This is a genomic window from Paenibacillus sp. FSL R10-2771 (genome assembly GCF_038000205.1).
Lineage (GTDB): Bacteria > Bacillota > Bacilli > Paenibacillales > Paenibacillaceae > Paenibacillus_AQ > Paenibacillus_AQ phytohabitans.
Genome location: NZ_JBBOBM010000001.1, coordinates 4,244,716 through 4,268,986, shown reverse-complemented (window position 1 = coordinate 4,268,986; position 24,271 = coordinate 4,244,716). Strand labels below are relative to the sequence as shown.

Below are 24,271 nucleotides of genomic sequence, written 5' to 3'. Positions count from 1 at the left end.
CCTGGAAGAGTGAACGCAAGAATGAACGGGATCATCATTGTGGACGATAACGCCCTTAATATGCAGAAGACTTGCAAGGAAGAGGAGGAATTGATTATGGAATATCATGTTGCCATTCAAGGGAGCGATCAGGCGCCGGGTACGGCGGAACAGCCATTCTGCTCCGTTTCCCGTGCTGCGGCTCTTGCGGTGCCGGGAGATACGATTACAGTACATGCGGGGATATACAGGGAATGGGTCAGCCCGGCCAATGGAGGTACAGAGGAACAGCGGATTGTATATCAGTCTGCCGGGGATGGGGAAGTGGTTATCACCGGTGCTGAGCCTGTGGCCGATTGGACGGATGAAGGGGACGGCGTCTGGAGTACGGAGGTACCGAACACCCTGTTTGTTGTCCGCAACCCCTATAAGGTTAAATTGCACGGGGACTGGCTGTTTGAAGGCGCGTTCCAGCCGCATTTGGGAGAGGTATACCTTGACGGCAAGTCTCTATATGAATGTGATGGCGTTGACAAGCTGCGCAATCCCCAGGTTTGGCCTCAGGCCAAATATGCGGAGGACTCTCTGCTGCAGTGGTATGCGGAAGTAAGCTCCACGGCCACCACAATATGGGCGAACTTCGGCGGCAGGGACCCGCGCAAAGAGAATGTGGAAATCAATGTGCGCCCTTATTGCTTCTGGCCGGAGAAGACCGGCCGCAGCTACATAACTGTCAGGGGCTTCACACTCCGGCAGGCCTCACCCCAGTGGGCTCCGCCAACAGCTTTGCAGGAAGGGCTCATTGGCCCCCATTGGAGCAAGGGCTGGATTATTGAGGATAATCTGATCAGCGAGTCCAAATGTACAGGCATCAGCCTCGGCAAAGAAATCACCACCGGGCATAACGAATGGTCGGAGAACCGGATCAAGGGCGGAACGCAACGGGAGCAGGAGGTTATTTTCAGTGCTTTGCGCAAGGACTGGCACAAGGACCGGATTGGAAGCCATATTGTCCGCAACAACGTGATTCATGACTGTGAACAGGCTGGAATCGTAGGGCATCTAGGAGGTGCTTTTAGCCAAATCTATCAGAACCGCATTTACAATATCCATCATAAACGTATTTTCCACGGTGCAGAAGTCGGAGGCATCAAACTCCATGCTTCACTGGATACCCAGATTTGCGGGAATGTCATTTACAGCTGCTACCGGGCACTTTGGCTGGATTGGCAGGCGCAGGGCACCCGTATCAGCCGAAACACCTTTTACGACAATTTGTCCGAGGATCTCTTTGTAGAGGTCTGTCACGGCCCTTATATGGTGGATCACAACCTGTTCCTGTCTCCGATGAACTTTCGCAATATGGCTCAAGGCGGTGCGTTTGTTCATAATCTGTTTGCCGGCAGGTTTGTGGTGCGTTCCGAGCTTACCCGTTATACACCCTACCATATGCCTCATGAGACAGCTGTTGCCGGGTTCAGTAATATCACGGGTGGCGACGACAAGTATTATAACAACCTATTTATAGGTGATGACGATCCGCGCAACGAGCCGCTGCCGATGACTTTTTTCGAGCATCTCCCACTCACTCCAAGAGAAAATCTGGATGATAGCGGTACCCGGGTAATGGACGGTATCCCGGATAACTCCCGCTGTTATCTTCATCCTGTGGGGCTTGGCGGGTACAACGATTACCCGGACTCCATGCACAAGCGGTGGTGGGAATACACCAAGGAAGAAATTGCGGCGATGGAGGAAGCCGGAAAGCCGTTCCAGCCTGATAGGATGGCACTTCCTGTCGCGATACAGGGCAATGTGTATTTGAAAGGCGCGGTCCCCAGTTCTCATGAGCCGGATGCAAGGGCCTATGTCGACAACGGTGTTGAGATCGAAATCGATCCAGCTGTAAACAAGGTGCAGTTGTATATTAAAAGCCCTGAAATGATGCATGCTGCAGCTCCAGCGGTAGTTACGACTGAGCTGCTCGGCAGAAGCTATCACGCGGAGATGCACTACGAGGAACCGGATGGCTCCGCCTACCGTTTTGACCACGACTTTTTTGGCAAACAGCGCCCGGATCAAAATATGACGCCTGGACCATTTGAATTGCTAGATGATAGTCCGGTGAAAATTGTGCTGTAACGCAGAATAACGGGCAAGGCTCCCACACTTGGTTTATTAAATAAACTAAGTATGGGATATACATAAATTCAAGGAGAGGGATGAGGTACATTGAACGGGAATAATCCGAAGTATTTAACACAAAAGCCAGGGTATGATCAGGAGCGGGAAGGGATCAAGCGTGGCGAGATCACGATGATAGAATACCCCTCTGCGACAGTAGGCAACACGCGGAAGGCCCGGGTGTATACACCGCCCGGATATTCCAGTGCAGAGAAATACAGCGTCTTGTATCTGCTCCACGGCATTGGCGGAGATGAGGACGAATGGTATACCCACGGCAAACCGCAGATCATCCTGGACAATCTGTATGCCGATCAGCTGCTGAAGCCCATGATCGTTGTGCTGCCTAACGGCCGGGCGATGCTGAATGACCGGGCGGAAGGCGATATTTTCGCCCCCGACAAGGTGCAGGCCTTTGCGACATTTGAATCGGATTTGCTGAACGATCTCATTCCTTATATAGAAGCGAATTATTCAGTCCTGACGGACCGGATGCACCGTGCCCTGGCCGGGTTATCCATGGGCGGTGGGCAATCGCTCAACATGGGTCTGAGCCAACTGGACCGGTTCGCCTGGATCGGGGCGTTCTCCCCGGCTCCCAATACGAAGGAGCCTGAGCTGCTGGTACCGGACCCGCAGCAGACGTCCGCAGCGCTTAGCCTGCTCTGGTTATCCTGCGGCGATCGGGACAGCCTCAAGTATGTCAGCGACCGGACGCATGCCTATTTCGCGGAGCATGCGGTGCCGCATATCTGGGTTGAAGAACAGGGTGATCATGATTGGCCGGTCTGGAAGAACGGCTTGTATCAGTTCTCGCAGCTTATTTTTTAAATGGTTAGGGGCGTTCGGAATGGGCACCTCGTATGCCGCTGGAAGTGCTGCTATTGTAGCGGCGAAACGTCCTGCCGGACGTACACTGATTGTCCGTTGAGCAAGCGTTGATCCAAGCGCTGACCGAGTACTGATTGAGTACTGATCGGGCATTGATTAAGTGCTGATTGAGTACTGATTATCCGCCGTTTGCCCATCAATCGCCCACTAAAAACACACCCAACGTCCGCCGAACGCCAACTAATCAGCCTCTAATCACTCACCTTTCGTCCACCGATCGCACAAGTCTGCACTGCACGCGGCCTTGAGGTTGTTGTGAGGAAATAGTTGGATTTTATACACTTGCTGATACACAAATTTCCCTTGCTGCAACAGTAGTTGTATAAACAGCACTTAATTCATCGCAATTCACCTTAAATGGAGAAAATAGCAAAATTAGATGCTCTTTTTCCACTTACTTGTCTGCAAACGCCGGAATCCTCCTAATTAAGATACGTTTTTCCACTTGCTTGCTGACGAGGGCGATTGGTTGGATAGGAGTAGCAGGTTGGCGATGAGGGGCGATTGGTTGGAGATGAGTATGCAAGTTGCCGAAGAGGGGCTTGATTGGTTGGATAGGAGTAAGCAGGTTGGCGATGAAGGAGCGCTAGGTTGGATAGGAGTAGCGGGTTGGGGATGAAGGGACGCATGGTTGGATAGGAGTGGGCAGGTTGGAGATGAGAGGGCGCTTGGTTGGTTAGGAGTAGGCAGGTTGCCGAAGAGGAGGCGATTTGTTGGATATGGGTAGGCTGTTAGCCGAAGAGGGGTCAGGTTGGCTAGAGAAGTTAGCTTATATATACTCACTTAAGCGCGAAAAAGGCAGCCCCAAGCCATGTACATGGCTCCGGGGCTGCCTTTTCTTTTATACCTGGCCTTGCCGGTCAACGCTTATTTATTCGCAATCGCATCGGCACGCATTTTAACAATTTTGTCTGCTCTTTCTTTGTCGACAGCAAAGACATCATTCCAGCCGAGACCTTCGACATCGCTCTTGAGCTTCGTCCAGAGCTGATCGAATTCGCCCTGATCCTTGGCAAAGATCATTTTCCAGGAGGTGTTCTTCACATAATCCGAAATCTGGCTGCGTTTGTTCTTGACGTCCGAAGAATCGGAGCCGAGACTTGTATTGATGTTAGGTACAATATCGATCATATTGTTCTTCTGATAGTATTCGGTCGGAGTGATCGCGTCATAGGTTTTCTGCCAGTCTGTAGTCAGCGCTGTTTTGTTGGCTTCAATGGTGGAAGCCCAATAGGTGCTGTTGTAGAACTCCTTGGTTTCCGGGTCGACTACGAAATCACTCATAATCATCGAGTTCACCTTACTCTGGCCGTCCTGATAACCGCCGCCGCCGTACTCATCAGGTACAGGGGTATTCTCCTGGAATGCCGTTTGGCCTACCTCGGTCAGCTTGAATTTGCCGTCAGGCGTCTTTTCATAGTTGAAGCCTTCGAAGCCGTTGGTGTAATAGCGCAGACCTTCAGGGGAAGACATCCAGTCCATCAGTTCCATGATTCGTTCCGGTTCTTTCGCTTTGGAGCCGATGGCAAAGACTCTTCCGTTCCCGAAGTAAGCATCACTGTTCTGGATCAAGTGGGTGTCCGCAATCGGAACCGCAACGTTGCCGTCGCCCTGATTGCCTCTTTCAATCGTGTTGTAGAAGCCTCTCTGCCAGGAGTACCACAGGAGAAGAACCTGTTTGTTGGTCAGCTTTTCGGACACCTTGTTCCAGTCCTGGGAAGGAGAGTCCGGGTCGACAAGGCCCATCTTGTTAGCGTCATAGTAGAATTGCAGAATCTTCTTGTACATACTGTTGTCGTCTACGATCGGAACGATATCGCCTTTGGCATTCAGTTGAATGGTTGTAGTCCCGTTCGGCTGCTCGTAGCCATACCAGTTGCTGAGCCAGCGGACATTCTCCATGCTTCCGCCGTCCCAGTCCTTCCACAGCGTGATCGGAACAATAGGCTTGCCATCCGGAGTCTTCGGATATTTGGCCTGCATGTCCTTCAGGGCGGTCATCAGATCGTTCAGATTATTCAGCTTCGGCGCGCCGATTCCCTTGTAATAGTCCCAAGGCAGAATCGGGCTGGAGTATGGCAGCTCTTCCGAGAAGGTGGTTGGCGAAGTATCGGCGGTGAAGGCCGGCAGGGCATAGATTTTACCGTCCGGATTCTGCTTCTCGAAGGCAACATTGAACGGCTTGAAGTGATTGTCTACATATTTGGACAGATGCTCTGTATTCTTGATCAAGTCCGTAAGATCCATAATCATCCCCGCCGGAATCAATTCCTCGAGCTGGCTGTTCTCAATAATCAGAAGGTCCCCGAGGTCTCCGGATGCCGATCGGGTCTTGTACAGCTGATCGCCGGCCACCTGCGGAGCCAGAATGTTCAGCGTGATATTGAACTTGTCTTTCAGCAGTTTACCGTACCACCCGGTCTGCTCGCCCTGGTAGTTAGCCGCATTGTTAAATACCGTAAGGGTCAAAGGTTTGCTGTGATCAATGCCTGTACCCGAATCGGATGACTGGGCAGGTGTCCCTGGTTCGGCCGTCCCGGCAGCAGGTCCTGCATTGTTGGAATTTCCACTACAACCGCTTAGTACCGTTGTTACCAGAAGAATGGTCGTCCCGAGTAACAGCGCGGACTTTCTTCCCAGCTTAATGTGTGTTCTCATGTGTAGCCCCCCCGAATGATTAATGTATCATAATGGCGCAAGCGCACTAACCTTTGACTGCACCAATTATAATTCCTTTGACAAAAAATCTCTGGAAGATCGGATAGACCAGCAGAATAGGTGCGACTACGATAATGGTAACCGTCATGCGGATGGAGGTAGAGGTCTGCTTGGTCGCCAGCGTTGCCATCGCCGTTGATCCGGCATTCTGCAGATTGACCATAGTGGACAAGGAGCTTGCCTGATTGATGTAGTTATACAGAATGAACTGCAAGCTGTACAATTTGCTGTCCGTCACCAGCAGCAGCGTGTCCTGGAAGGAGTTCCATTGGTTGACTGCCGAGAAGATGGCAACGGTTGCAAGGATCGGCTTGCTGATCGGCAGAATGATTTTGTAGAAAATCGTGAAGATCCCGGCACCGTCAATGCTGGCCGCTTGCTGCAGCTCCTTGGGCGTTGCTTCCACAAAGGTTTTGACCAGGATAATGAAGAATGGAGCTACCACGGACGGAAGAATATACGCCAGGAAATTGTCGGTCAGATGCAGGGTTCTCATGGTCAGATACCACGGGATGATCCCGGCATTGAAGAACATCGTAATGATGGTGAAGCGGTACCAGAATTTCTTGCCCCACATATCCTCCTGCGCGAACATGAATCCCAGGAAGGCAGAAGCGCCGACAGTGAGAAGGGTACCTATTACCGTTCTGGCCAGCGAAATGACAAAGGCATTGCCGAGGCCCGGTATTTTGAATACATCGACATAGTTCTGGAAATGAATCCCCTTAGGCCAGAAGATAATCTCACCCTTGGCACTGAGATCGTTCGCGCTGATGGTATTGATAATGATCGAATAGAACGGATAGACACAGATGAAGGCGAAGAGGGAGAACAGGATATAGATGACGGTGGAAATGATTTTGTCGGTGGCGCTGACCTGCATTTTGACCGTTTTGGAGATGTCTATATCCCGGCTGTTTGGCGTAAGACCCGTCTGGCTGTCACTCATACGATGCCCTCTCCTCTCAACAATTTGGACAGTCCGTTTACCGAAAAGAGAAGCACCACACTAATCAGGCTCTTCAGCATACTGATGGCAACGGAGACGGAATAACTGCCGCCGCCCATGGCGAGGTTATACACATATAAATCGAGAACCTGTATAGTGTCCTTGTTAAACGCATTTTGGAAGACAAAATATTGCTCCAGTCCATTGTTCAGGAAGCTTGCAATCTGGAGCATCAGCAGCACGAAGTAGGTCGGCATCATGCTTGGCAATACGACATGCCGGATCACCTGCATCCGGGTTGCACCATCCACATAAGCCGCTTCATACAGCGACTCGTCAATACCCATGATGGCGGCGATATACAGGATCGCTGACCAGCCGAGTGTCTTCCAGGTAGCCCAGAACCACATGGTAAGCCAGACATGATCCGAGCTCTGAAGGAAAAGGACCGGAGAATCGGACAGCCCCGTCATGTGGAGGAAGCCGTTGACCATACCTTCACTGGAGAACATGGAGAAGGCCAGGGAGTAGACGAGGACCCAGCTGATAAAGTTCGGCAGCGTGGTTACGGTCTGAATGAATTTGCGGAAACGCACAGCCTTGATCTCGGTCAGGAAGATGGCGAAGATCATCGGGAGCCAGGAGAAGAGAATGCCCAGACCGCTAATGCCGAAGGTGTTCTTGATGACCTGGAGCAACTGGTCGACCTTCACCTGATTCTCAACCAGAGAGTGGAACCACTTCAAGCCGACAAACGGCGATTGGGACAACGGAATGGGCGGGGTATAGTCAAAGAAGGCATATACCCATCCGTAGAGCGGGTAATACGCAAAGACAGCAAGTAAAACCATAAAGGGCGAAATGTAAAGGAATTTCCGGAAAGAATTGCTTCTAATGCTCTGGCTGCGCATCGTTTCACTCCTCTTCGTATTCTCTTTGTATAATTGCCTCGTTGAAGCTTTCCAGGACTGCTATTCCTGGAAGTCTAAGTCTGCCTGTCATCCCCCTTTTTCAAAAGCAATTTCAACGGCCCCGAGGAGTGCGCTGTTCGTTGTTTCCCCTATTGTTTCCCCTAACCCTTCTATATTGATAACGCTTTCATATATGAAATCTATAATAAATTATCATCTACCTACTAACAATGACCGATCCTCACCACTTATTGATCTATTATGAGGTGAAATCCGGATGGGATCATGAGCATGTCCTCTCCGCAAAAGAAGTGGAAAAAGGACACTTAATTTTCTCGAATGATTCGATCTAAGATCATTAGGTGGAAAAAGTACAACTAATAAATCCGATATCCTGGTTTATGGCATAAACAGGATAATTAAGTGCTGTTTTTCCACTTGCTGCCGGACAGTAGCGTTAAATCATATAATTAGTTGTACAATTTCCACTTACGTTCCATGTCAGCCTGTTCTGCAATCCGTTGATTTCCACGTTTAATAAAAGCAACATTCGTCGATATGAAAGCAACGTCAAGCTATAGATTACAAGGTTCGTGTGTGATTAAATACATAAAGAATACAGCATTTTCTCTGGAACCTACATTTGGAATGATGCGAAAGGATGAATACGAATTATGGACAAACAACAACAGCTCGGCTTGACGCCTCCGATGGGCTGGAATTCATGGAACACCTTCACTTGGGATATTAACGAGCAACTGATCCGGGAAGCCGCCGATACTCTGGTGGCAGACGGCTACAAGGATGCGGGATATGATTACATTGTCATTGACGACTGCTGGAGCCTGAAAGAACGGGACAAGGATGGTAAGCTGGTCGCCGATCCGGTTAAATTCCCGAGCGGAATGAAGGCGCTTGCAGATTATATTCATTCCAAGGGACTGAAGTTCGGCATGTACTCTTGTGTAGGCACACATACCTGCGCCGGGTATCCGGGGAGCTTCGAGCATGAATTTCAGGATGCGGAATCGCTGGCCGAATGGGGCGTGGATTTTCTTAAGTATGACTATTGCTTCAAGCCCAGACATATGTCGGGAGAGCTGCTGTACAAGCGGATGAGCTTGGCGCTTAAAAACTGCGGAAGAGACATTCTGTTCTCCGCGTGCAACTGGGGCGAGGACAACGTCTATCAGTGGATTCGTGAATCCGGCGCGCATATGTACCGTTCTACCGGAGATATCCAGGACAGCTGGGAATCCATCAAGACCCTGGCTCTGTCGCAGCTGGATAAAGCCGCCTACACCGGCGCCTACTGCCATAACGATCTGGATATGCTGGTAGTCGGCATGTACGGAGGCAGCAACAGCGACTTCATCGGCAGCCAGATCGGAGGCTGCACGGATGTGGAGTACAAGACCCACTTCTCACTATGGAGCCTGCTGGGTTCTCCGCTGATGATTGGCAGCGATATCCGCAAAGCTAACGAGGCTACCAGGAATATTCTGCTGAACCCGGATCTGATCGCGATCAATCAGGATGTGGAGAGCCGCGGGGCTTACCGCATCAAGCCGGAACCCCAGTGGTTCCATGCAGATGATGTATTCATGCTGGTCAAAGTATTGTCGGACGGAGACCTTGCGATCGGCTTCTTCAACCTGAGCGATGGACAGAGAGAGATGTCGCTGCAATTCTGGGATTTCGGACTTCCGTATGCCTCCGGCAAATCGCTGTCCCTGTATGACTGCTGGGAGCATAAAGAGCTTGGCGTATTCAGAGAAAGATATGCTCTGGTCGTTGCAGCCCATGATTGTCTGATTGTGCGGGCTAAATTGGTGTAGAGAAGAGAAGGGCGTGAACATGAATAGAACATGCAGACAATGCGGTGTTCCCCTGATGACGGATGATGTGGCGATTTACCTGAAGCTGGTCACGCGCAATGCCCAGGATTTCCTGTGTATCGATTGTCTTGGAGAGCAGCTGAAGTGCGGGCGCGAGCCGATTGAGCGGCTGATCAAATACTTCAGGGAGTCGGGGAAATGTGTGTTGTTCCGTTAAAACGCGTTACCTCCGCTGCTTTATGTTTATCTATATAGCGAGAGAGTGTAAAGTGGAAGGGAAAGGGTGGATGGGGCAAATGGTTAAATACAGAACGGCAGCTCCGCATGAGCGCGAGGAATACATAGATTTGGCCAACCTGGCATTCCGCTTTGATTTTGAAATCCTGATGCCCAAGGCTTATGACAAAAGTGTAGATTCTTCGGCCATGCATAAGGTTGCTGAGGATGAGCAGGGCAGGCTGCGCGCACTGGTGGCTGTGTTCCCCGAGTCTCTACGGGTAGGTGAGGATACGTTGCGGACCGGCTATCTGGGGACCGTATCGGTCCATCCGCGTGCGCGCGGTGAAGGGCATATGAAAGCGCTTATGAATCTGTGGATTGAAGAGCTGCGGGGTACATGCGATATGGTTGTATTATATGGGCAGCGGCAGAGATATGAGTATTTCGGCTTCACGCTTGGCGGTGTCAAGTTCAAGTATACTGTGGCAGAAGCCAATGTGCGCCATGGCTTAAGAGAGGTGGATGACACCGGTATATCCTTCAGTCCGCTGTTTGAGATTGAAGGAGGAGCAGAATTTGCGCATAACCTGAACATCTCGCGCCTTGCTTATGTTGAACGTAACTTAGAGCAATTGCCGCTGATTTTCAGCACCCTCTGTCAAAAGGCACTTGGCGTTCTGGATCAGGGTAAGCTGATCGGCTATCTGGTTGTCAACGAAGCGGGCGATGATATAGCTGAATTCGCGCTGGAGAAGGCGGACGACATTCTGCGGACGCTTAAGGCATACATGGCCTATAGCAGAGCAGGGCGAATAACGATGTACGCGCCGGAATATGAGATTCCGCTGAATAAGGCTCTTGGCGGTATTGCCGAAGACTTTGTGACCGAGAACTCAGATATGTATCATATTCTGGATTTCGCCAATGTCCTGAAGGCTTATCTGACGCTGAAGCTCAAGACTACAGGTCTGGTCCCGGGGGAATTCTCCGCAGTGATGGACGGACAGCCGGTGACGGCGCGGGTGGACGAAGAGGGCGTGAGCGTTGAGCGGTCTGCCCGGCCGGGAGCTGTGGTCCTTGACAGGCTGCAGGCTCAGACGCTTCTGCTGTCACAACACAGCCGTTGCATGGAAGTGGATGCGCCTACAGGCTGGTTCCCGCTGCCGCTGTTCTGGTACAAGATTGATAAATTCTGAATAATTCCATGTCTTATAATAGAGCAACGCAAGCCTTCTACTCCTGGAGGCTTGCGTTTTTTTTGGCGTATCTTCCAGGCGAGATTCCGGTAATCTTGGTGAAACTGCGGATGAAGTTGGCATAATCGCTGAAGCCCGAAAGCTCACAAGCTTCGGCGACTGAGTTGCCGGCAGACAGGTGGCTTTTGGCAAGTGATATGCGCTGATCGATAATGTAAGAGCGTACCGTAAGTCCGGTATGCTCCCTGAACAGCCGGCTTATATATTTGCTGCTGTAATGAAACTCCTGCTCCAGCTGCTCAGAGGAGATAGCTTCGGCCAGATGCTCCTTGATGTAGGTCATCGTATGGCTAACCAGCGCCGGCATAAGATTGTTCGATGAGCAGGTAGATGACTGATACAAGGTGTTGATGAACACAAGCAGGCGGGTTGCATAGGACTCTGCCAGCAGATCCTGTCCGTATGCCTCCGAGCCCAGGCAAGTAATCAATTGGTCTGCAAGGCGGCAGTACAACACCGTCTGCTCCCGCGAGAGCCGGGTAAGATTGTTCTGTCCCAAGGGATGGGATTCAAAGCAGGCTAACAGATTAGAGCGGCCGCTTGAAAGTCTCTCCAAAGCTGACTTCTTGATATTCAGCCCTATCCGTTCATACATTTGATTGTCAATACAGATACAACGGTGCATTTCGCCGGGGCTGATAATGATTAAATCGCCGGGGACCAGTTTGTAGCAGGACTGCTCCAGATACATATAAGCATTGCCTCTCAGAAATAAATAGATTTCGTAAGCATCATGGCGGTGATAAGGCAAGGCCGGGTTAATGAGCTCGGTATCTGTTGTTTTATGAAAGCACAGCAATTCTTCCTGAATAGGGGTGAAAATATAGTGTATGTCCCGATCCATAGCTAACATTCCCTTTAATGTAATTTAATGTAATAATAGGCATTCGCGCAATATATTATCGTTAATATGCAAGGATTATACAGCGAATAATTTATATAATACAGTTAAAGGAAGCGTTTGCAAGTATTGTGAGAAAATTGGACAAGCATACGAGTGGTACAGCTGCGCTTCGACCGGACTGGAGGTGATAAGAACAAGGTTTGGCCGAGATTACACGAAGAGGAGATGGAATTAATGATTTCAAGGGTAAAAAAATCACTGTGCACCTTATTGGCCTGTGTAACTGTGCTGTCTGTTATGATGGTACCCGCACCTCCCAAGGCTTCAGCAGCAAGCGATGTGAACGTGAATTTGTCAGCCGAGAAACAGGTGATCCGCGGCTTCGGAGGCATCAACCTCCCTGCCTGGATAGGCGATCTGACCGCAGCGCAAAGAGAAACGGCCTTCGGCAATGGTGCGAACCAGCTGGGATTCTCTATTCTGAGAATCTATGTGGATGACAATAAGAATAACTGGTACAAGGAATTAGATACGGCGAAGGCAGCTATTGCTAAGGGAGCCCTTGTTTTTGCTTCACCCTGGAATCCCCCAAGCGATATGACAGAGACCTTCAACCACGATGGCGATACATCGGCCAAACGCCTCAGATACGACAAGTACGCAGCCTATGCCCAGCATCTGAACGATTTCGTTACGTACATGAAGAATAACGGAGTGGAGCTGTATGCGATTTCGGTTCAGAATGAACCGGATTATGCCCATACCTGGACCTGGTGGACTCCCGCAGAAATGCTTACTTTCATGAAAAATAATGCCGGATCTATCAACTGCAGGGTTATAGCTCCTGAGTCATTCTCTTACCTGAAGAATATGTCCGACCCTATTCTTAATGATTCACAGGCGCTTGCCAATATGGATATTCTAGGCGCGCATACGTATGGAACTTCGTTTAACAACTTTGCTTATCCTCTTTTCAAACAGAAGGGGACAGGGAAAGAGCTGTGGATGACAGAAGTCTACTACCCCAACAGCAATAATAACTCGGCCAATCTTTGGCCGGAAGCACTGGAAGTAGCCTATCATATGCACAACGCGATGACAGAGGCGGATTTCCAGGCCTATGTGTGGTGGTACATCCGCCGTCAATACGGTCCGATGAATGAGGATGGCACGATCAGCAAGCGCGGAGACAGCATGGCACAATTCTCCAAATTCATCCGGCCCGGATATGTAAGGGTAGACGCCACCAAAAATCCCAATACAAACATCTACACCTCGGCCTACAAAGGGGATAACAAGGTGGTCATTGTGGCCATTAACAAAGGCACTTCGGCTGCAAGCCAGAGCTTTGTCCTGCAGAATGGCACGGCAGCGAGCGTATCCGCCTGGATCACAGATGCCGGCCGTAAGGTAGCCGCCGGGACATCCATTAATGTGTCGAACGGTTCCTTCACGGCCCAGCTTCCAGCCCAAAGTGTGACAACCTTTGTAGCTGCACTTGGCAGCGGAAGTGGCACCGGAACGGGCACCACCTATGAGGCCGAGACAGACACAGCATTGACGGCTGCTGCAGCAGAAACGATCAATGCAGGCTACACCGGCAGCGGCTACGTCAATTTTAATGCCGCAACCGATGCCGCAATTCAATGGAACAGCGTGTACTGTGCGGTTGCAGGGACCAAGAATGTGAAATTCCGCTATGCGCTGGAGTCAGGTACAAGAAATCTGGATGTATATGTGAATGGCACCAAGGTCATCAGCAATACCGCCTTTGCAGCAACGGGGAGCTGGTCAACCTGGGCAGAGAAGACGGTTCAGGCAGCCATGAATGCCGGGACCAATACGGTAAAAGTGGTGACTACCGGTACGGAAGGACCGAATGTAGACAGTATCAATGTATCTGCCCAGTAGGGTGATGCAGTGTCAATATGGAACCCCGGGCCCTCCGCTTTTTGGAGGGCTAAGGCTGTTCACCAATGATTGTAATTTCCGTATTGATCCATTTGGCTACAGCTATGCCTTTGGCCCTTAGCAGCAGAGTGTTGATAATATCCTCTCCCCAATTCTGCTCATTCTGTGAGATCACCCGCGTAATCTGCCCGTTGTCCATCGCCTGCTTCAACGAAGGCGTGAGGCCCAGAGCGATATTATAGCGCGTCAGGCCTTTGGCTTTCCAGACCAGGACAGAGCTTGAGCTGGACACGAAATCCAGACTGACCAGAGCGCTGAAATGGGGATGGGCCGAGATCATTTGCTCCAGCTGCAACGCTGCGTTGTCCTCACTGCCGTCATTATGACGGATTTCCAGTACATCTATCTCGGTATGCTCCGCCAAATAATCCTGCAATCCGCGCAGCCGTTCTTGAGTGCCCCGCATGCGGGACATTCCAGACTCGACCAGAATCATCCCTTTTCCGCCAAGCAGGCGTTCCACAGTCTGTCCAATAGTAGCGCCGGTTGCTCTATTATCAGCCCCGATGAAGGCTTCTCTGCTGCTGGCAGACGAATCCGACTCAAAACAAACCACGGGAATCCCCCGGGATACCGCTTTGTTAATAACGCTGGTAAGCGCCAGGGAATCCGCCGGGGCAATGGCGATTCCGTCTACACCCCGCTTGATCATCGTCTCCATAATCCGGATCTGCTGCTCCAGATTGGCTTCGTCAGGCGCTTGAACCAGCAGCTCTACATTATGCTTTTTTGCCACAGCTTCTGCTTTCTCTGTTATCATTTCATAGGTGGCGTTCACCATGGGATAGATAATACCGAAAGTCAGCGGCGGCTCCCCGCTCCGACTTGATGAAGAGTCCAGGGCTTCCTCCGAAGGAATATTAGTGGCTCCGGAGGAACGGGAGCAGCCGCCAAGGATGAAGCCTGCTGCCAGCAGCAGGATAAAGACATTCCGGATCCGCATTCTGGAAGAAGTCACTAATTCCCCGCTCCTTTACGGCTGGGCTGAAGCTGGTCCCCGGAATTTCCGTGCTTGCGATATTCCATAGGCGTCATCCCCGTTACTTTCTTGAACAGATTGGAGAAGTAATGCTGATCGTTGTAGCCTACACTAAACGCAATCTCAAACGTTTTATGTCCCGTTGACTTCAGCAGCTCTTTGGCTTTATCCATGCGTGTGGCCGTCAGGAATTCAGTGATCGTCTGTCCGGTCGCCTGGCTGAAGGTTTTGCTCAGATGGCTGGGACTGACCCTGACCTGACTGGAGATGTCGTTAAGGGAGAGCTGTTCTTTGTCATAATGCTCACGGATATAATGCTTAACTTTGTCAATCAGCTCACGATATTTATCTGCCCCCTCGGATCTCCATTCCCATAGCCGCTCCAATAGCCGGTTCAAATAATGCAGACCTTCATCTGTATTGGAAATATGCTTCAGCTGTGTCTGGAATTCCTTAATGAGCTCCTCAGGATTTGGGGCCGCGCGAAAACATTTCTTAGCCGTCTGCACCAGCTCCAGGGTGATGTCGTTCATCAGGTAATAGGCGTACACGGATTGCCAATTCATCTGCTGGAGCTCCGCAGAGAGCTCCAGCAGAAATGCGGGAACCTGTTTGTGGTCACCCAGCTTCAGAAACTGGATCAGCCGGTTCCGGTCGAGCAGGATACCGCTGGCGGATGGATCGAAATATGCATCAAGCAACGCTGCTGAATTCAGTCTGGACATCTTCTTGAACATCCGGTCATCCTCGGCCTCCAGATAGGAGAGATGAATGCCCTGCAGCCGTTCCCGGACATCACCCAGACTGACGGATAGCTCCAGGCCGCAAGCCGCTCTCAGCTTCTGCTTCAGAATCCCGCAGATCTCTTCCAGGGCGATGCTCATCTGGGCCGGATTACTGCCTTTATAGATCAGGACAGTTTCAGTGCGGCTGCGCTTATAAATGAAGCCTTCTGCCAGCTCCTTCAGCAGGCCTGCGAGCAGCTCTTCGGCATCCTGCGGCGCACCTGGGGAACCCGTTCCTGCATCGCTATCCGATGGATTTAACGTAAATATGGCAGTTGCATAGTAAGGGGCCATAATCATCAGCTCTAGCTGTTCCGCCGATTCGATGGCGGCAGCGGTACTGATCAGTCCTCCGCACAGATCGGCGAACAGATTCTCGGGGGTATAGGCTTGTTTTTGTTTCATCCGCAATTCTTCATCAATCCTGGAGCTGACACTATGGAGCAGCTGCAGCAGATCCGCAGAGCTGAACGGCTTCAGACAATAATCCTCAACCCCAAGCCGTAGCGCCGCCCTGGCGTATTGGAAGTCATCATGACCGCTTAGAATAATGATTTTGATTTTTGGGAACTTTTGCCGGACGACAGAGCTCAGCTCCAGCCCGTTCATAAAAGGCATTTTGATGTCGGTAATGAGAATGTCGGGGAGCTGTTCTTCGATGACCGGAAGTGCAAGCTCACCGTCGGGGGCGTCACCGCAAAAGATAAAGCCTTCTTTCTCCCAATCTACGGATTCCCGTATACTTTCACGGATCAGGATCTCATCATCCACCAGCATAACCTTTTTCATCTTCGGGTCCCCCTGTTCTTGGGTATGCGAACGGTAATTTGTGTGCCATAACCTTCTGAACTGTCCAAGCGGATTCCATACTCGTCTCCGAAATACAGCTGCAGCCGCTGATGTACATTCTGCAGACCGAATCCGTTCTGAGCGGTGTCCGGATCCTCCGATTGAATGGGATGCTCGAAAGATTCTCTGAGCTGCGCCAGCCGTTCTCCGGGAATGCCAATTCCATTGTCGGCTACGGTGAGCATGATGGAGTTCGCGTCTGTATGTCCGCTAATGCTGATCAGCCCTTTGCCTCTTTTATTTTTGATCCCGTGATAGAGGGCGTTCTCTATCAATGGCTGCAGCGTCATATTCAGAATCGGATATTCCTGCAGCTCCTCCGCAACTTCAATCTTGAACTCCAGAATGTCACGGTAACGCATCTGCTGGATGATCAGGTAGCTCTGGGCATGGGCAAGCTCAGAGCGGATCAGTACCCAGTCACGCCCTTTATTCAGGCTAAGCCGGAAGAACCCGGATAGCGCTTTCACGATCCGGATGACCCCATCGTTATTCCCCGCTTCAGCCATCCATACAATGGAATCCAGTGTATTGTATAAAAAATGTGGATTGATCTGCGCCTGCAGCGTCCGCAGCTCCGCCTTTTGCAGCTGCTGCTGCTTGCGGATGCTCTGCTCCAGCAGCGCTTTGATCTGCTCGACCATAATGTTGAAGCTTTGTCCCAGATCGGCAATTTCATCATTGCCGTCCGGTTTGACCTTGGCTTCCAGGTAGCCGCTTGCCGTCAGGCGCATCTTGTGCTGCAGCAGCTGGATGGGTCTGGTCAGCCGCCGCGTAAGCAAATAATTAAGCGTTATCGCGAAAATGATGCTTAAGCCTACGCTGACTATAATCAGCTGCCTGATCCGGTTGGCTTCGGCAACGATCTCCTGCAGCGGGGCCATGCCGATAATCTTCCAGCCCGTCGATAGGGAGGAGGTATGGACAATGAACCAGGGCGGGCCGGCGGTCTGAAGCACAAAGCTCCCGCTCCCGCTTATTTGCCCGGCAGGTAATCCCGTTTCTTGAACCAGGGCCACAGCCGCTTCTTGAACAGGCGGCACATAGATGGGGTTGTTCTGCTGATCGAGCAGGTAGAAGAACCCTGTTGTACCAATCGTCATCTTGTCGCAGAATTCCTTGATGAAGGAATCGTTCAGATCCACAATGATGAATCCGATCACCTCATGCGTGATCCGCTGCTTGACGGCTGTCATGATCGATATGACGCCCTGATCCCTATAGGTGAAGCCATCAACCCGGTCATAACCGGAAATCAGGGGCGGAGGAATCCGGAGAATGAGCTCGGGGTTCTGGGACAGTGTCTGGAAATGCGGATTGCGCAGCGGATTAATATTGGATTGAAAAATGCCCCTCCGCTCGCTGATCCCCTTGCCGTACAGATTAATCAGGCTGATATTGAGTACATCCTCATATTTGTAGGTGTCCCGGTAGAGTGTGAAGGTCTGCAGAATTGCCTTGGCCTCTTGATAGGTTTCAGATTGTGAGAAAAGAAAATGGATGACCTGGGGGTTATTGCTGAGCTCCAGCAGCCGCTCGGTATCTTTGAACAGATTATCGATATTCGTTCCCAGCATGTCAGCCTGAAGCATACTTGAAGCCTTGCTGTGACTGGAAATGGAAGTATAGGATTTCTGGTAAGAAATGAGGCCGACAGCGATCAGCGGTATCGTGGACAGCACAATAAACAAAGCCAGCAGTTTGGCCCTCAGACTGGAGGAGATCCAGTGTGTGATCCGCATCATCGGAAGTTCCCTTTCGCAAGTAGAGTAGATTTGGCTTCAATATATAGTTTATAACAAATTCTGGGATGCCGATACCCGAAAAGAAAGCGCAATCAAAATTCACACCTTTTAAATAAAAAAATACACAAAATCCTCCCGTGGACAGAACAATGCCAAAAATAGAAAGCAAACGCCAAAGGCTGCCCGTATAACGGACTTTTGTAAGCGGTTTATAATGGGCAGAACACCAGAACCTGGTGAATGCCGAGGGGGAGGAATATATACGTATGAAGAGATTCGGGAAAATGGGAGCAGTACTTGCACTAACCTTATCTATGGTCATGCTTGGAGCATGCGGCAACAATAATGGGGGGAGCAAGGCGAATACCGGAAAGGCCGGGAATGCGGCAACAGAAGCACCGGCGGCGAATGGCGGAACCAAGACGGAGGCCAAGGACATTACGCTCGGTTTCTCGCAGGTGGGTGCAGAGAGCGGCTGGCGTAGCGCCAATACGAAGTCCATTCAGGATTCAGCCAAGGAAGCAGGCTATACGCTGAAATTCTCGGATGCGCAGCAGAAGCAGGAGAATCAGATCAAGGCCATCCGTTCCTTTATCCAGCAAAAGGTGGATGTGATTGCCTTCTCCCCGGTCGTGGAATCCGGTTGGGATACTGTACTTAAAGAGGCAAAGGCTGCAGGAATTCCGGTGGTTCTGACCGATCGTGCGGTAGATTCCAAAGACACCTCGCTATACGTTACTTTCCTCGGCTCCGATTTCGTGGAAGAAGGCCGCAAGGCGGGTGAGTGGCTGTCTGAGCAGTATAAAGACGCTTCAGAGGACGTTAATATTGTGGAGCTGCAGGGAACAACAGGCTCTGCTCCAGCCAATGACCGTATGGCAGGGTTTGCCGAAGTCATCAAGAGCAATCCGCATCTCAAGGTCATTGCCTCTCAGACCGGCGATTTCACCCGGGCCAAAGGTAAGGAAGTTATGCAGGCGTTCCTGAAGGCCAATAAGGATATTGATGTGCTGTACGCCCATAATGATGATATGGCACTCGGGGCGATTCAGGCGATAGAGGCGGCAGGGCTGAAGCCGGGCGAGGATATTAAGATAATCTCTGTCGATGCGGTGAAGGACGGAATGCAGGCAGCCAGCGAAGGTAAAATCAATTTCATCGTTGAATGTAATCCGCTGCTTGGACCGCAGCTGATGCAGGTGGTGCAGAAGGTAGTTGACGGCCAGGCGGTTGAGGCCCGGATTGTGACTGAGGAATCAACCTTCACTTCCGAGCAGGCCAAGGAAGCGCTGGCTGGCCGGGAATATTAATCAGCAAGCCTAATAGAACGCGGCTAAGGCGGCAGGACAACCACCTTGGCGTTTCTATGGAGAATGAGGAGTGGATGCAACCATGAGCACGCAGCTGCCCATACTGCAAATGACCGGGATTCATAAACGGTTTCCGGGTGTAAAAGCATTGACTAATGTGAACCTCCGCCTGTTCCCTGGTGAGGTTCATGCCTTGATGGGGGAGAATGGTGCCGGCAAGTCAACGCTGATCAAAGTATTGACCGGCGTCTATTCCATTGATGAAGGCGGCGTAGAAATGGAGGGTGCGCCCATTTCCCTGCACAGCCCGCAGGAATCGCAGGCTGCGGGAATCAGCACAGTATATCAGGAAGTCAATCTGTGCCCCAATCTGACCGTTTCCGAGAACATCTTCATTGGCAGAGAGCCGCGGAGATTCGGATGCATTCTATGGAAGGAAATGAATCTGCGCGCTGCGGAGCTGCTCCGGGAACGGATGAATCTGCAGATCGACGTTACCCTTCCGCTGCATATGTATTCCGTAGCGGTTCAGCAGCTGATCGCAATCGCCAGAGCGCTGAATATTTCAGCCAAGGTACTGATTCTGGACGAACCGACCTCAAGTCTGGATCAGAATGAAGTGGAGCAGCTGTTCCGCATTATGAGGAAGCTGCAAAAGGATGGTTTGTCGATATTGTTTGTCACGCATTTTTTGGATCAGATGTACGAAATCTGCGACCGGGTAACCATCCTGCGGGGGGGGGAACTTGTCGGTGAATATAGGGTTAAGGAGCTAACCCGGCTGGATCTGGTCTTAAAAATGATCGGCAAGGAGCTTAATTTGCTGGAAGAGCTGCCGGGTCTGGCAGCAGAATACAAGGATGCCCTGGGTGATGAGCTGATCAGGGCTGAAGGGCTGGGCCGCAAAGGCGGGATTGAGCCGTTCGATCTGTCGATCCGCAAGGGTGAGGTAGTAGGGCTGGCAGGACTTCTCGGTTCAGGGCGGACTGAGGCAGCCCGGCTGTTCTTCGGTGCCGACAAACCGGATTCCGGGCAATTGAAGCTGGCGGAATCAGGAGGTGGGGTACATTCGCCGCGGGAGGCCATTGGACGGCGGATCGCCTTCTGCTCCGAGAACCGCAAGACAGAGGGGATTATCGGCGATCTGACGGTAAGAGAGAATATTATCCTTGCGCTGCAGGCCAAGTACGGCACGTTCAAGACCATCTCCCGCAGGCGGCAGGAGGAGATGGCTGGAGAATATATCCGCATGCTGAATATCAATCCTCCGAATCCCGACCTGCTGATCAAGAATTTAAGCGGCGGAAATCAGCAGAAGGTTCTCCTGGCACGGTGGCTGCTGACGGAGCCTGAGCTGTTCATTCTCGATGAGCCGACACGGGGCATCGACATTGGAGCCAAGGCGGAAATTCAAAAGCTGGTGCTGACGCTCTCACGGCAGGGCATGTCATTCCTGTTCATCTCCTCCGAGCTGGAGGAAGTGCTGCGGGTCAGTGACCGGATCGCTATCTTGCGCGACCGCCGCAAAGTGAAGGAAATTTCGGATAAGGACATGAGCCAGCAGCAAATTATGCAGGCGATTGCGGGAGGCTGACACGACCATGAGCCAACTGGTAAAACATCATTTATTCTGGCCGCTGTGCGTTCTGGCTGTACTGCTGCTGTTCAACCTGTGCTATTCGCCGGACTTCTTCTCGATTACAATCCATGACGGACACTTATACGGAAGCCTGATTGATATTCTTAACTTCGGAGCACCGCTTATTCTGGTGGCCATTGGGATGACACTGGTAGTGGCAACCAAGGGCATCGACCTGTCTGTCGGCTCCATTGTCGCTATATCCGGCGCCATTGCCTGCCTGAGCATCAGCCAAGCTTCAGACCCGAATGCCTTGGGTCTGATTCTAACCTCGGTGCTGCTGGCAGCAGGTTTGTCGCTGATGCTTGGCGCATGGAACGGTCTGCTCGTCTCCGGGGCCGGAATTCAGCCGATTATAGCCACGCTGATTCTGATGGTTGCAGGGCGGGGGATCGCCCAACTGGTTACAGGCGGACAGATTATTACGGTAACCAGCACGAAATATGCCTATATCGGGTCCGGCTCACTTGCTGCGCTGCCATTTTCAATATTTGTCGTAGCCCTGGTTCTGGTCATTGCCGTGCTGCTTACCCGTAAGACAGCGCTGGGCCTGTTTATAGAATCGGTGGGCTGCAATCCGGCGGCCAGCTCCATGTCCGGTATCCGCGCCCGCTGGGTTATTCTGTCGGTGTATGTATTCTGCGGTTTATGTGCCGGCATTGCCGGACTATTGCTCAGCTCGAATGTTTCCAGCGCTGACGGCAATAACGCCGGACTCTGGTATGAGCTCGACGCTATTCTGGCAGTAGTCATTGGGGGGACGTCGTTGAACGGCGGACGTTTTTATCTTACAGGTACCGTAATCGGTGCGCTGATTATCCAGACGCTGACCACAACCATCTATATGATCGGCGTCCCGCCGGAAATTACACTGGTCGTCAAAGCTTTGGTCGTGCTGGCGGTCTGCCTGATCCAGTCGGATACCTTCCGGGCCGCTATTGCCGCCCGCTGGAAGTCGCGGCATTATCCCGCAGAGAAGGAAGTGACCCGTCATGTCTCTTAACCGCAAGTTTATTCCGATTGTGGTCACCATCGCGCTGTTCCTCGTCATGTTCGCCGCCGGTTCCTTCCGGTATACCGGATTCTTCTCCCTGCAGGTGCTGATGAATCTGCTTATCGACAATGCCTTTCTGCTGATTACGGCCGTTGGCATGTCCTTTGTCATTCTGTCAGGCGGCATTGATCTCTCGGTCGGCTCTATCATTGCCTTGTCGACCATGGTCTCCGCAAGCCTGGTGCAGCAGCAGGGGTGGCCGCCGGCTGTTGTTATTCCGCTGGTGCTCCTGATGGGTGCGTTGTTTGGCAGCATTATGGGAGCGATCATTCATTATTTTGCAATCCAGCCGTTCATTGTAACGCTGGCGGGAATGTTCCTGGCCCGGGGTTTATGTTATGTAATCAGCATTGATACCATTACCATTGATAATTCCTTCTATACCGCCATTGCCCAGACGAGAATCCCGCTGCCGGGCGGCAGCTTTCTCTCGATCAGCGCCATTATTGCTCTTGTTGCCGTTGCTGTGGCGATCTTCACCGCCCATTACACCCGGTTTGGCCGCAATGTGTATGCGCTTGGGGGCAATGAGCAATCGGCTCTGCTGATGGGGCTTCCGGTGGCAAGAACCAAGGTGCTTGTCTATACGCTCAGCGGATTGTGCTCGGCACTTGCAGGAGTGGTCTTCACCTTTTATATGCTGTCGGGTTATGGGCTTCATGCCGTAGGCTTTGAGCTGGATACCATCGCGGCTGTCGTCATTGGCGGAACACTGCTGACCGGCGGTGTAGGTTATGTGCTGGGCACCTTCTTCGGTGTACTCATCCAAGGTGTGATTCAGACCATTATCAGCTTCGAGGGCACACTCAGCTCTTGGTGGACCAAAATTGTTATTGGCCTGCTGCTGTTCATTTTTATCCTCCTGCAGCGGGTGTTAAGCTCAAGGCGGTTGACTCTTAAAGAATAAGAAGATTGGATGGGGAGACAAATAATTCTTGTCTCCCCATGTTTTTGCTATATAATTGTAATCGCTATCATATGAAGGAGGGGTCCTGTTGAGAACGGCCAAGGGGTGCCTGGTTCTGCTGCTGTTACTGCTGCTGGGCGGCTGCTCAGGCAGCGGAGGCAACAATACGCAGGCATTGATGATGCCTCATCATTCTCCTGCAGTGAATCCCGGCTTGCTGCCGCCGGCAGATAGAGCCATGGCCAAGCCGATTGTGCTGGGCTTCTCCCAGCTTGGGTCGGAGAGTACCTGGCGGGAGGCCAATACCGCTTCGATCCGGGAAGCCGCCGGGGAGGCGGGGATTACCCTCATCCTGAAGAACGCCGAACAGGATCAGCAGCAGCAGTTCGATGCCATTCGTGCCTTTATCCGGAGCGATGTTGATGTCATAGCGATTGCTCCTGTGGTTCAGACCGGCTGGGAACCGATTCTTCTGGAAATCAGGCAGGCAGGGATTCCGGTTATTATTGTGGACCGTTCAGTCAACGTGGAGAACAGCTCGCTCTATGTCACTTTTATCGGTTCTGACTTTTATGAAGAAGGGGTAAAGGCAGCCAAATATGTGATTGATAAGATGCGCCATCATAGCGAAGCCATCCATATCGCAGAATTGCAGGGTACCGTAGGCTCGACACCGTCGATTGACCGTGGGCGCGGGTTCCGGAAGATGCTCGGGGATAAGCAGGACCTCCGGATTACAATGACTGCCCCGGCAGATTTCACACAAAGCGGCGGCCGTGAGGTAATGCGGACTTTTTTGCAGCAGCCGAAGGAGCAGTGGCCCCGGGTGCTCTTTGCACATAATGATGATATGGCTATTGGTGCGGTGGAGGCTATGAAGGAGGCCGGTATTGTACCGGGAAGCGATATTATAATAGTTTCAGTGGACGGCACACGGCGGGCATTTGAGCAGATGGCGGCGGGAAGTATTAATGCTGTTGTCGAATGCAATCCGATGCTGGGTCCCCTGCTGATGCAGGCAGTCAAAGAGATTATGGCTGGCCGGACGCTGCCCAAGCGAATGGTAACGCCGGAGGACATTTACACGCAAGAACTGGCTGGTAGGGAGATAGATAACCGTAAATATTGAAGAAGCAGCCTGGCGCTTTTGCTCCGGCTTTTTTTTTGCAGATAAAACGCCAAAAAAATTCAACTTTTCAAACAAAAAACTACATTGTTCCAAGCCGGAATCTATATTAAGATG

The 24,271-nt window shown here is 51.5% G+C and carries 18 protein-coding genes; 11 read left to right on the top strand and 7 right to left on the bottom strand.

Features of this window, described 5'->3' with window-relative positions; all coding sequences use genetic code 11:
- Positions 1 to 96 precede the first annotated feature (96 nt).
- Complete coding sequence (locus NSU14_RS18640) at positions 97 to 2,121, top strand: right-handed parallel beta-helix repeat-containing protein (protein ID WP_340946703.1); 2,025 nt, start codon at positions 97 to 99, stop codon at positions 2,119 to 2,121.
- 90 nt (positions 2,122 to 2,211) lie between these two features.
- Entirely contained in the window at positions 2,212 to 2,994 is a 783-nt protein-coding gene (locus NSU14_RS18635; protein WP_076244396.1) for an alpha/beta hydrolase, read from the top strand.
- A gap of 927 nt (positions 2,995 to 3,921) precedes the next feature.
- Here NSU14_RS18635 and NSU14_RS18630 read toward each other — a convergent pair.
- From NSU14_RS18630 to NSU14_RS18620, 3 genes are read right to left on the bottom strand one after another with little or no spacing between them, the layout of a single operon-like run.
- On the bottom strand, positions 3,922 to 5,712 hold the full coding sequence (locus NSU14_RS18630) for a hypothetical protein (protein WP_340946699.1): 1,791 nt from the start codon (positions 5,710 to 5,712) through the stop codon (positions 3,922 to 3,924).
- 46 nt (positions 5,713 to 5,758) lie between these two features.
- Complete coding sequence (locus tag NSU14_RS18625; protein WP_144026091.1) at positions 5,759 to 6,721, bottom strand: carbohydrate ABC transporter permease; 963 nt, start codon at positions 6,719 to 6,721, stop codon at positions 5,759 to 5,761.
- Entirely contained in the window at positions 6,718 to 7,572 is an 855-nt protein-coding gene (locus NSU14_RS18620; RefSeq protein ID WP_256703880.1) for an ABC transporter permease subunit, read from the bottom strand. Before NSU14_RS18620 ends, NSU14_RS18625 begins: the two co-directional genes overlap by 4 nt.
- A gap of 734 nt (positions 7,573 to 8,306) precedes the next feature.
- Between NSU14_RS18620 and NSU14_RS18615 the strand changes: the two genes are divergently transcribed.
- The 3 genes from NSU14_RS18615 to NSU14_RS18605 all read left to right on the top strand — a co-directional run bounded on the left by NSU14_RS18615 (position 8,307) and on the right by NSU14_RS18605 (position 10,885).
- The gene (locus NSU14_RS18615) at positions 8,307 to 9,470 is read left to right on the top strand and encodes a glycoside hydrolase family 27 protein (protein WP_076246810.1); all 1,164 of its coding nucleotides are present in this window, start codon (positions 8,307 to 8,309) and stop codon (positions 9,468 to 9,470) included.
- A 19-nt stretch (positions 9,471 to 9,489) separates the two neighbouring features.
- Positions 9,490 to 9,687: a hypothetical protein gene (locus tag NSU14_RS18610; protein WP_042135931.1), complete on the top strand. Its 198-nt coding sequence runs from the start codon at positions 9,490 to 9,492 to the stop codon at positions 9,685 to 9,687.
- A gap of 79 nt (positions 9,688 to 9,766) precedes the next feature.
- On the top strand, positions 9,767 to 10,885 hold the full coding sequence (locus NSU14_RS18605) for a GNAT family N-acetyltransferase (protein WP_076246837.1): 1,119 nt from the start codon (positions 9,767 to 9,769) through the stop codon (positions 10,883 to 10,885).
- Positions 10,886 to 10,922: 37 nt separating this feature from the next.
- Here NSU14_RS18605 and NSU14_RS18600 read toward each other — a convergent pair whose 3' ends face one another.
- The gene (locus NSU14_RS18600) at positions 10,923 to 11,789 is read right to left on the bottom strand and encodes an AraC family transcriptional regulator (protein WP_076246807.1); all 867 of its coding nucleotides are present in this window, start codon (positions 11,787 to 11,789) and stop codon (positions 10,923 to 10,925) included.
- A 234-nt stretch (positions 11,790 to 12,023) separates the two neighbouring features.
- On the opposite strand from NSU14_RS18600, the gene NSU14_RS18595 reads away from it, so the two are divergent.
- Entirely contained in the window at positions 12,024 to 13,700 is a 1,677-nt protein-coding gene (locus tag NSU14_RS18595) for a carbohydrate-binding protein (protein ID WP_076246804.1), read from the top strand.
- Positions 13,701 to 13,749: 49 nt separating this feature from the next.
- On the opposite strand, the gene NSU14_RS18590 is transcribed toward NSU14_RS18595, so the two are convergent.
- Genes NSU14_RS18590 through NSU14_RS18580 form a run of 3 tightly spaced genes read right to left on the bottom strand, consistent with a single transcriptional unit; the run spans position 13,750 to position 18,118 of the window.
- Complete coding sequence (locus NSU14_RS18590) at positions 13,750 to 14,718, bottom strand: sugar ABC transporter substrate-binding protein (RefSeq protein ID WP_231575343.1); 969 nt, start codon at positions 14,716 to 14,718, stop codon at positions 13,750 to 13,752.
- Positions 14,718 to 16,313 carry a response regulator transcription factor gene (locus NSU14_RS18585; RefSeq protein ID WP_042135939.1) on the bottom strand — a complete coding sequence of 532 codons (1,596 nt, stop codon included), beginning with the start codon at positions 16,311 to 16,313 and terminating at the stop codon, positions 14,718 to 14,720. The genes NSU14_RS18590 and NSU14_RS18585 overlap by 1 nt, the downstream gene beginning before the upstream one ends.
- Positions 16,310 to 18,118 carry a cache domain-containing sensor histidine kinase gene (locus NSU14_RS18580; RefSeq protein WP_231575344.1) on the bottom strand — a complete coding sequence of 603 codons (1,809 nt, stop codon included), beginning with the start codon at positions 18,116 to 18,118 and terminating at the stop codon, positions 16,310 to 16,312. The genes NSU14_RS18585 and NSU14_RS18580 overlap by 4 nt, the downstream gene beginning before the upstream one ends.
- A 266-nt stretch (positions 18,119 to 18,384) precedes the next feature.
- Here NSU14_RS18580 and NSU14_RS18575 point away from each other — a divergent pair, with 266 nt between their 5' ends.
- The 5 genes from NSU14_RS18575 (at position 18,385) to NSU14_RS18555 (ending at position 24,157) form a co-directional block, all read left to right on the top strand.
- Entirely contained in the window at positions 18,385 to 19,428 is a 1,044-nt protein-coding gene (locus NSU14_RS18575; protein WP_076246799.1) for an ABC transporter substrate-binding protein, read from the top strand.
- Between the two features lie 82 nt (positions 19,429 to 19,510).
- Positions 19,511 to 21,022, top strand: coding sequence for a sugar ABC transporter ATP-binding protein (locus NSU14_RS18570; RefSeq protein ID WP_340946690.1), 1,512 nt, complete (start codon positions 19,511 to 19,513; stop codon positions 21,020 to 21,022).
- 7 nt (positions 21,023 to 21,029) lie between these two features.
- Positions 21,030 to 22,070 carry an ABC transporter permease gene (locus tag NSU14_RS18565; RefSeq protein WP_076246794.1) on the top strand — a complete coding sequence of 347 codons (1,041 nt, stop codon included), beginning with the start codon at positions 21,030 to 21,032 and terminating at the stop codon, positions 22,068 to 22,070.
- Complete coding sequence (gene yjfF, locus NSU14_RS18560; RefSeq protein WP_042135946.1) at positions 22,060 to 23,028, top strand: galactofuranose ABC transporter, permease protein YjfF; 969 nt, start codon at positions 22,060 to 22,062, stop codon at positions 23,026 to 23,028. The genes NSU14_RS18565 and yjfF overlap by 11 nt, the downstream gene beginning before the upstream one ends.
- Positions 23,029 to 23,116: 88 nt before the next feature.
- On the top strand, positions 23,117 to 24,157 hold the full coding sequence (locus NSU14_RS18555; RefSeq protein ID WP_256703980.1) for an ABC transporter substrate-binding protein: 1,041 nt from the start codon (positions 23,117 to 23,119) through the stop codon (positions 24,155 to 24,157).
- The last annotated feature ends 114 nt before the right edge of the window (positions 24,158 to 24,271 follow it).